Consider the following 8,075-nt stretch of genomic DNA (forward strand, 5'->3'; position numbering starts at 1 on the left):
TGACCAGCGGGATGCCCAGGCGCCCGGCCTGGCGGCTGGCCGCCAGGCCCAGTCCGGAGGAGGCGACCTGGGTGGAGCCGAAGGCCGACACGTACACGGGCAGCGACGACCGGAACCCGCCGATGTCGGTGGCGAGTTCGACGTCGCCGTAGAGCGGTTCGCGGGCCAGGTCGGTGAGCTTCTCCAGCCGCTGGGGCACGAAGACCGGCGGGACCAGGCGCATCGCGTCCAGCGCGTCCCCGCCTCGGGTCGCCGCCGACTGCGCGTCGCCGCCCGCGTTGCCGCCCGTGCCGCCGCCCGCGTCGCCGCCCGTGCCGCCGGCGCCGAACAGCGTCAGGCCGTAGCCGTCCGTCGGGGGGAACGCGCGGGCGGCGCCCTCCCTGGCCCGGGACCGGATCGCCGCCTCCGGGAACCCCGGGGCGCTCAGCACCCCGCTCACGGCGAGACCACCCCGGGGACCTTCGGGAACGGGGTGGCCTGCCACACCGCGTCCAGTCCGGCGACGTAGCGGGTGAGCCGCTCGATGCCGATTCCGAAACCGGCGCTGCCCGGGATCCCCTCGCGGACCATCTTCAGGTACCACTCGTACTTGGCCGGGTTCTCGCCACTCTCCCGCATCCGGGCGATGATCCGCGCGTAGTCGAACTCCCGCTCGCTGCCGCTGATCAGTTCGCCGAAGCCCTCGGGGGCGATGAGGTCGAAGTTGCGCAGGACCTCCGGGCGCCGCGGGTCCTCGCGGTCGTAGAAGCCGCGCGAGCCCTTGGGGTAGTCGACGATGAAGAACGGCGCGTCGGACTTGTGCGAGAGCAGGCCCTCGCCCTGCCAGTCGATCTCGGCGTCGTGGTTCTGCTCGTGGCCCAGCCGCGCCAGCTCGGCCATCGCGTCGCCGTGGCTGATCCGCTCGAACGGGGCGTCGCGGGTGAGCAGCGGGGTGAAGGCGTCCGCATCGCGGCCCAGGGCGTCCAGGTCGTCGCCCAGCGTCCGCACCACGCGCTCGACCGCCGCGGTCACGATGGACTGTGCCACCCCCATGGCGTCCTGCTGGGTGGCGCCGGCGATCTCCACGTCGAACTGGTGGAACTCCGCCAGGTGGCGGCCGATGTTCGCGGTCTCCAGGGGTTCGAGCCGGACGTTCGGCGCGACGTAGAACACCTTGTCGAAGGCGAGCAGCGACGCCTGCTTGTAGAGGATCGCGCTGGTCATCAGCTTGTAGCGGTGGCCGTAGAAGTCGACGTCCACCTGCTTGGCGCCCCGGCCGCCCGGGTCCGTCACCGGTCCGATGATCGGCGGCAGCAGCTCCACGAACCCCTCGCCGAGGAGTAGTTCGCGGCCCGCCTGGACGATCTGGTTCTGGATCCGCAGCACGGACCGGGTCACGGGGTTCTTGAGGTGGTCCGGCAGTGCACCGGGCCGTGCAGACTCGAACTCGCTGGTCAAGGGGTCTCTTCCTTCGGTTCTCTGGTCCTGCGGTCTCTGGTCCTGCGGTCTCTGGTTTCTGCGGTCTCTGGTCCTGCGGTTGCGGCAGGCGGTTCAGCCGGGGATCCCGGGGAGCCGGTCCAGCGTGGTGGCGGCGCGCTCGTCGAACGACCGCGCCACGTGGGACAGGGCCCGGAGCAGCTCCGACGCGCTCATCGAGCGGTCGCCGGCGGACCGCCCGTGCGGCCGTACGGGCAGGGCGCCGGTGTGCGACCAGCGCAGCCGCCCGTCGGACTCGATGTAGCTCCTGGCCCGCCCGGCGTTGTCCGGGTGCAGGCAGTACGGGACGTCCAGCAGTCCCCGGGCGAACGCCTCCACCAGGGCGGCGCCCACGTCCGCGTTCAGGCCGAGGACGGTGTCCACGAGCGCGGTCGCCTCGTCCAGGACCTCGCTGCCCGCCCCGGTGTCGGCCGGCGCCGATCCGCCCGCGTTCTGGGCGGCGAGCGCCGCGATCTCCAGGGCCTCGACGTTCTCCCGGACGGTGGGGATGCGGTGCGCCTCGGCCGCCGTCTTGACGATGAGCCGCTCCGCCCCGGTGCGCACCGCGAGCTCGGCGGCCTGCTCCAGCAGCAGCAGGGCGCCCGAGCGGGTGGCGGGGTAGACCCCCATGTAGTTGTAGATCACGATGTGGCGGTCGACGTCCGGCAGCAGCAGGCCGGCGAGCCGGCGCAGGGCCAGCACCGCCTCCCGGTCCTGCTCGGCGTTGGTCTGCTGCGCGTAGCTCAGCGAGATGCTGCGCAGTCCGTGCTGGCGGAAGAACAGGCCCTCCAGGACGCTGATCGCCACCAGCAGGCCGGGCGGGCAGAGCTGGCCGAGCATGCAGCCGCCGAAGGTCTCGACGTGCGGTTCGACCTCGCGGTCGCGGGCCCGGACCATCAGCTCGCAGGACCGTTCCCAGTTCCGCACCGCCTCGCGCAGCGGCAGGCGGCCGTACGGCAGGCAGTAGGAGACCGGGCCGCCTTCGGTGGTGTCGAGCCCCGCTTCCAGCGAGGCCGCGATGATGCCGTAGGGGCTCGCCGACCCGTGCCGCACCTGGACCGGGAAGTCGCGCTCGCGCACGCCCGCCAGCACCCCCCGGTTGGTCGCCGGGGGGTGGGTCCTGATCGGGTACCCGTTGAGGTCGCCGCCCCCGTCGACGGCCCGCCGGGCGTCGGCGAGCTTGCCGAGCCGGGTGTAGCTGTCCAGGGTGATCGTGCCGACCGTGGTGGCGTTGGCCGCCTTGACGGCGACCAGCCCCTCCCGCATGGCCAGCGGGTCGCCGAAGCCCATCCGCGGCTGCACCACCAGGTCGCCCCGGGCGTGCGACCGTCGGACGAAGTCGGCGAACGCGTTGACCGGCGCGTCGTTCATGGCGTGGGGGCGGCGCGGAGCTCCTCCAGGATGCGGCCGGCCCGCCCCGCCCGCACGGCGCCGAGGGCGGAGACGTACCGCTCGAACTCCGGCAGTCCGGCCGACTCGTGGAAGACCGCGGAGAACCCGGCGTTCAGCAGCCGGCGCGTCATGGACTCGCCGCCCCCGCCGCCCGGCCCGGCCCGCAGCTGCCTGCCCGTGCCGAGCTTCCCGCCGATGACGATCGGCGTGTCGGCGAGCTCCGGGACGGCGCGCAGCTCCGCGACGGCGGACAGCCCGTCGCTCTCGCCGTGGCCGTTGACGCTGCTGAGCACGATGAGGTCGGGGGCCCCGCGCCGGCACTCCGCCGCCAGTTCCGCGCCCGGCAGACACGGGCCGAGATTCCGCACCCGGTGTCCCCAGTCCTCCAGTTGGAGCTGGAGGAAGACGAGGTTCCAGGTGTGGGAGTCCGACTCGGTGCCGCTGACGATCACGTCGAGCGTGGCGTCGGTGCTCACCGTCGGCTCCTCTCGCGGGGGTCGAGGGCGGCGATCCTGGAGGGCAGGGTCTTCCAGACCTCCGGGGTGTAGAAGTGCCCGCCGGGAAGGACGTCGTGGCGGTACTCGCCCAGGGCCAGCGCGCGCCACTGCTCGCCCGCGGTGGCCTCGATGACGTCGTCGTCGGCACCCGACAGCATCTGCACCGGCATGCTGACGGTGGCACCCTCGGTGTACCGGAAGGTGTCCCGGACCCGGATGTCGGCGCGCATCAACTCGACGGCCATCTCCTGGAGTTCGGGGTCCTCCAGGACGTGCGCCGGCATCAGCCCGTGGGTCTTCATCCAGAGCAGCAGGCCGTCGTCGTCGTCCTGCTGGGACGGGAACATGTCGCGGGGCGTCAGCCCCCGGGCGGGCGCGTTGGCCGAGGAGACGACCAGGTTCAGCGGCAGCGGCCCGCCGGCGCCCTCGATCCGCGCGGCGACGTCGAAGGCCATCCAGCCGCCCATGCTGTGCCCGAAGAGCACGTACGGGCCGTCGACGGCGGACAGCACGGCCGCGGTGGCGTCCTGGGCCAGTTCCTCCCAGTCGGTGGCGAAGTCCTCCAGGAACCTGCCCTCCCGGCCCGGGTAGCAGATCGCCGACAGGGCGATGTCGGCCGGCACGGCGTCGCTCCACAGGTGGTAGGAGGCCGTCCCGCCGCCGCAGAAGCCCAGGCAGATCAGCGTCAGCGCGGCCCCCTCCGGGCGCCGGATGCTGATGACGGTGGTGTCCTGTGCGGTGTTCACTTGCCCTCCGTCCGACGGGACTCCACGAAGGCCGCCAGCCCGCGCAGTTCGGGGTGCTGGTAGACCTCCTTCGTGGACACGGTGATGCCGAACTGCTTCTTCAGCCGGCCGATGACGCGCAGCGCGATGAGCGAGTGGCCGCCCAGCGAGAAGAAGTTGTCGGTGGGACTGATCCGCTGCCGGCCGAGCACCTCGGACCACACGCCGGCAATCAGGGTCTCGAACTCGCCCTGCGGCTCGTCCCCCGCCTCCGGTCCGCCGTCGGCCCACAGGGCCTCGTCCACGGCGGGCAGGGCCCGGTGGTCCACCTTGCCGTTCACGCTCAGCGGCATGGCCTCCAGCGTGACGAAGGCCGACGGGACCATGAACGACGGCAGCAGGCCGCCCAGGTGCTCCTGGAGCTCCCGGGCGTGCGGGGCGTTCCCGCCCTCCGGGACGACGTACCCGACCAGCTGGTCGCCGGCGGTCGCGGTGACGTGCAGGACGACGGCGGCGGTCCTGACCCCCGGGTGCGCGGCGAGCGCGGCCTCGATCTCGCCCAGTTCCACCCGGTAGCCGCGGATCTTGATCTGCCGGTCGACCCGGCCGAGGTAGTCGATGGCGCCGTCCGGGCGCAGCCGCACCCGGTCGCCGGTGCGGTACATCCGGCGGCCGGCGCCGTCCGGGTCGGCGACGAACCGCTGCGCGGTCAGCGCGGGCCGGCCGACGTAGCCGTTGGTCACGGAGGGTCCGGCCAGGTAGAGCTCGCCCGGCTCGCCGACGGGCGCGGCGCGCAGGTGCCCGTCGAGCACGTGGGCGGTGAACCCGGGCAGCGGGAGGCCGATGTGCGGGCCCTCGCCGGTGATCCAGCCCGCGGTGGCGTCCACCGTGCACTCGGTGGGGCCGTACAGGTTGATCGCCTCGACCGTCCCGGCGGCGCGGGCCTCGCCCAGCTCCCGCCAGACCTCGGCGGGCACCGGCTCGCCGCCCATGAACAGCCGCAGCACGCGGCCGTCGGCGGTGGGGGCGAGGAGGGCCTCGCGCAGCACCTCCCAGTGCGAGGGCGTCAGGTCCAGGTCGTCGACGGCGTGCTCGTCGAGCAGGGCGCGCAGCACGGCCGGGTCGGTGCGCTCGTTCTCGCCGATCACCACGATGCTGTCGCCCCGGCAGATCCGGGCCCACTGCTGGACGGAGGCGTCGAAGGAGATGCTCGCGTTCCAGGCCACCACGCGCGGCCGGTCGGCGTAGAAGCCGGCGTCCTCCAGGTCCGCGGCGAGCGCGGCCACGCCGCCCCGGGTGGCCTCGACGCCCTTGGGCGTCCCGGTCGAGCCGGAGGTGAAGATCACGTACGCCGGGTCGGCCGGGGAGGCCTGCGCCGCCGGCGCGTCCGCGGCCGTGGCCGGCGCGGAGAGGGCGTCCGCGAGGGTGAGGACGTCGACTCCGGCGGGCCAGGACGGCCCGTTGCCGGGCTCCGCCAGGACGGTCCGCAGGCCGGCGCTCGTCACCATGTGGGTGAGCCGCTCCTGCGGGTAGGCCGGGTCCAGCGGCACGTAGGCGGCACCGATCCGCCACACGGCGAGCAGGGCGACGACGAGGTCCGCGCCGCGGTGCATGCTGACGCCCACCCGGGCGCCGCGGCCGAGCCCACGCTCGGCCAGCTGCCCGGCCAACTGCCGGACGTTCCGGTCGAGTTCGGCGAAGGTCAGGGTCCGGTCGGTCCCGCGTACGGCCATCCGATCCGGGGTCGATTCGACCGCCCGCCGGAAGCGGACCATCGGGTCGACGGGGGCGGTCCGGGTCGACGGGGCCAGGGGCTCCTCGGTGATGCTCACGCGGCACCGCCGCTCTCCGCCGAGGCCGCCACGGTGGGCCGGCAGTCGTCGAGTTCGACGGGGTTTCCCATCGCGACGACGATCTTCCGGTCGCCCCGGAACGGGTCGCGGCCGTGCGCCGTGAGCACGTTGTCGACGAGCATGACGTCGCCCGGCTGCCAGGTCCGGCGCACCGTGGCCTCGGCGTAGGCGGCGTTGATGGTGTCGAGCTCGTCCCGGGTCAGGGGCTTCCCGTCGGCCACGCCGGTTTCGAACGGCAGGCCGTCCGCCCCGAATTCGTCCACGAGCGTCTCGCGGAGTTCCTCGTCCAATGACCAGGAATTCCAGAAGGCCATGTGGTTGAACCAGACCTCCTCGTCGGTCGCCGGGTGCCGGACGATACCGGGCCGCCGCTGCACCGTTTTCAGATTTCCCTCGCCGTCCCAGCGGCAGGAGATCAGGTTCTCCGAGCAGTACTGCTCGACCTCCTCGCGGCGCTCGGTCGCGAATGCCTTTTCCCAGCTCACGGAGATGTGCTCGGAGTAACTCCGGTGCAGGGTCCAGCCGTGGGAGCGAATGCGCTCGACCAGGGGGGCGGGCAGGTGCCGCAGGACCTCCCGGCAATCCGCCACCGGCGTCGCCCCGCCCTCCTCGGGAGCGATGAGGCAGGCGAACATCAGGAGCCCGGGGAACGTCAGGGTGTAGCTGTTCTCGTTGTGCATCCGGATCGACTGGGCCGGCGGCAGGTCGGTGGACGAGTAGACGTCGTTGCCGAAGCTGCTGCGCGGCGTCGCCTTCTCCCGGTAGGGCGTCCGCTGCGGGATGAGGACGTCCCGGACGAGCGCGAAGTCCTCGACGGAGGCGACCGGGAGGCCGCGCAGGTACAGCGCGCCGTACCTTTGAAGCGCGGTACGGAGGTCGGGCAGGAGCGCGTTCAGCCACGCGCAGGCCGCTTCGGCGCCTTCGAATCGAGGGACGACGAGGGTCGCCGGCTTGCCCTCTTCGAGGGTCCAGTCCAGTTCTTGTGGCGCGGTGCTTGCAGAAGACATGACTCGATGCACCTTCCTCATGACGGAGCGCCACGGCGTGGTTCCGTGGTCACCCCAGGGCAAGTTGAATCGTGATCAGAACCTCTGACCCGAGAACACGGTGATCGACCCGCGGGGGTCGCCGTGCCGGGTCGCCGGGAAATTCGCGCGGCCCGAATCAAGGGCCGACAGCAGGACGGTTCGGCGGGGTGTCGCTGTTTTCCGCCATCGGCGGCGGTGAATGGGCAGCCCAAGAGGCCGGCTCCGCAACGCCCGAAAAGGCGTCGACAAGCCGCTACCCCGGACCGTCAGGCCAGCCCCGGCCGCACGCGCGGACTACCGGTACCGCAGCTCCAGTCGGAGAACGTCGGGCTGCCGTCCGGCACACCCGCACACCGATCCATTCCCCCCTCCCGAGTGCTCACCTTCAGGTGCGGCGGAATCGCGCACCCGGTGTCGTTCCCCCGAGTTGCCGAGGCGGGTGCAGTACTCCCCCATCGCCTCGCTTTGAGCGTGCACCGCCAATCAGATCACATCAATGCGCCGCCGTGGAAGAAGCAGCAGAGGCAAGTTCGGAATCTTAATGTCGCATTCACGTCACCGACAGTGACGATTCCCTCACCGTGTGAGGCAGTTCCGTGCTGAGGACGGCGGGCGCCGCCGTCGCCCGTCCGGCAACGGCGGCAACGCCGGTACCAGAAGCCGGAGTTCGGCTTCCGGAACGGGCTGCGATCAGGCCCGTCCGAGGACGCGGTCGACGGCGATCTCGATGACCACCCGGTCCGGGTTGACCCGCGGTTCGCGGTAGCGCTCGGCGTACCGGCGCTCCGCCTCGGCGACCTGCTCGGGCTCCTCGCGGACGACCGCCACGCCCTCCAGGGTCGACCAACGGGCCCCGGCCACCTGGCAGACCGCGACGCGCAGGCCCTCCGGCCCGGCCTCGGCGACGTTGCGGGCCTTGCGGCTGGTGCGGCTGGTGATCACCCGGGCGGTCCCCGTCTCCGGCTGGTACGTCACACCGACCGGCACCACGTGCGGCGTGCCGTCCGGGCGGGTGGTGGTCAGCGTGGAGATGTGCCGTTCCCGCCAGAAGGCGAGGAAGGATTCGTCGAGGTCGCGCGGGTCGTGGGCCATGCCCGCGATCGTACGGCCCCCGGGGAACGGTCG

7 protein-coding genes and 1 pseudogene are annotated in these 8,075 nt (G+C 72.6%); all 8 read right to left on the bottom strand.

All coding sequences use genetic code 11. The annotated features are described in order from the left end of the window. A pseudogene (locus ACFU6K_RS23045) lies at window positions 1-439 on the bottom strand (hypothetical protein); the annotation flags it as partial. Continuing rightward, window positions 436-1,437, bottom strand: a complete 1,002-nt coding sequence (locus ACFU6K_RS23050) for an asparagine synthetase A (protein WP_380665875.1) — start codon at window positions 1,435-1,437, stop codon at window positions 436-438. The gene ACFU6K_RS23050 and the pseudogene ACFU6K_RS23045, both read right to left, overlap by 4 nt. Window positions 1,438-1,530: 93 nt before the next feature. After that, entirely contained in the window at window positions 1,531-2,826 is a 1,296-nt protein-coding gene (locus ACFU6K_RS23055; RefSeq protein WP_380665877.1) for a methylaspartate mutase, read from the bottom strand. Then, window positions 2,823-3,323 carry a cobalamin B12-binding domain-containing protein gene (locus tag ACFU6K_RS23060; RefSeq protein ID WP_380665879.1) on the bottom strand — a complete coding sequence of 167 codons (501 nt, stop codon included), beginning with the start codon at window positions 3,321-3,323 and terminating at the stop codon, window positions 2,823-2,825. The genes ACFU6K_RS23055 and ACFU6K_RS23060 overlap by 4 nt, the downstream gene beginning before the upstream one ends. Further along, window positions 3,320-4,090 carry a thioesterase II family protein gene (locus ACFU6K_RS23065; RefSeq protein WP_380665880.1) on the bottom strand — a complete coding sequence of 257 codons (771 nt, stop codon included), beginning with the start codon at window positions 4,088-4,090 and terminating at the stop codon, window positions 3,320-3,322. Before ACFU6K_RS23065 ends, ACFU6K_RS23060 begins: the two co-directional genes overlap by 4 nt. Next, complete coding sequence (locus ACFU6K_RS23070; protein WP_380665882.1) at window positions 4,087-5,901, bottom strand: amino acid adenylation domain-containing protein; 1,815 nt, start codon at window positions 5,899-5,901, stop codon at window positions 4,087-4,089. The genes ACFU6K_RS23065 and ACFU6K_RS23070 overlap by 4 nt, the downstream gene beginning before the upstream one ends. Continuing rightward, the gene (locus ACFU6K_RS23075; RefSeq protein WP_380665884.1) at window positions 5,898-6,929 is read right to left on the bottom strand and encodes a TauD/TfdA family dioxygenase; all 1,032 of its coding nucleotides are present in this window, start codon (window positions 6,927-6,929) and stop codon (window positions 5,898-5,900) included. Before ACFU6K_RS23075 ends, ACFU6K_RS23070 begins: the two co-directional genes overlap by 4 nt. A 711-nt stretch (window positions 6,930-7,640) precedes the next feature. Further along, window positions 7,641-8,042, bottom strand: coding sequence for a pyridoxamine 5'-phosphate oxidase family protein (locus tag ACFU6K_RS23080; protein ID WP_049652217.1), 402 nt, complete (start codon window positions 8,040-8,042; stop codon window positions 7,641-7,643). Between the last annotated feature and the right edge of the window lie 33 nt (window positions 8,043-8,075).

Source organism: Kitasatospora sp. NPDC057512, from assembly GCF_042802135.1.
Lineage (GTDB): Bacteria > Actinomycetota > Actinomycetes > Streptomycetales > Streptomycetaceae > Kitasatospora.

Coding starts and splice junctions, on each gene's coding strand:
- ACFU6K_RS23080 (WP_049652217.1), bottom strand. CDS start 8,042: ATGGCCCACGACCCGCGCGACCTCGACGAATCCTTCCTCGCCTTCTGG.
- ACFU6K_RS23055 (WP_380665877.1), bottom strand. CDS start 2,826: ATGAACGACGCGCCGGTCAACGCGTTCGCCGACTTCGTCCGACGGTCG.
- ACFU6K_RS23075 (WP_380665884.1), bottom strand. CDS start 6,929: ATGTCTTCTGCAAGCACCGCGCCACAAGAACTGGACTGGACCCTCGAA.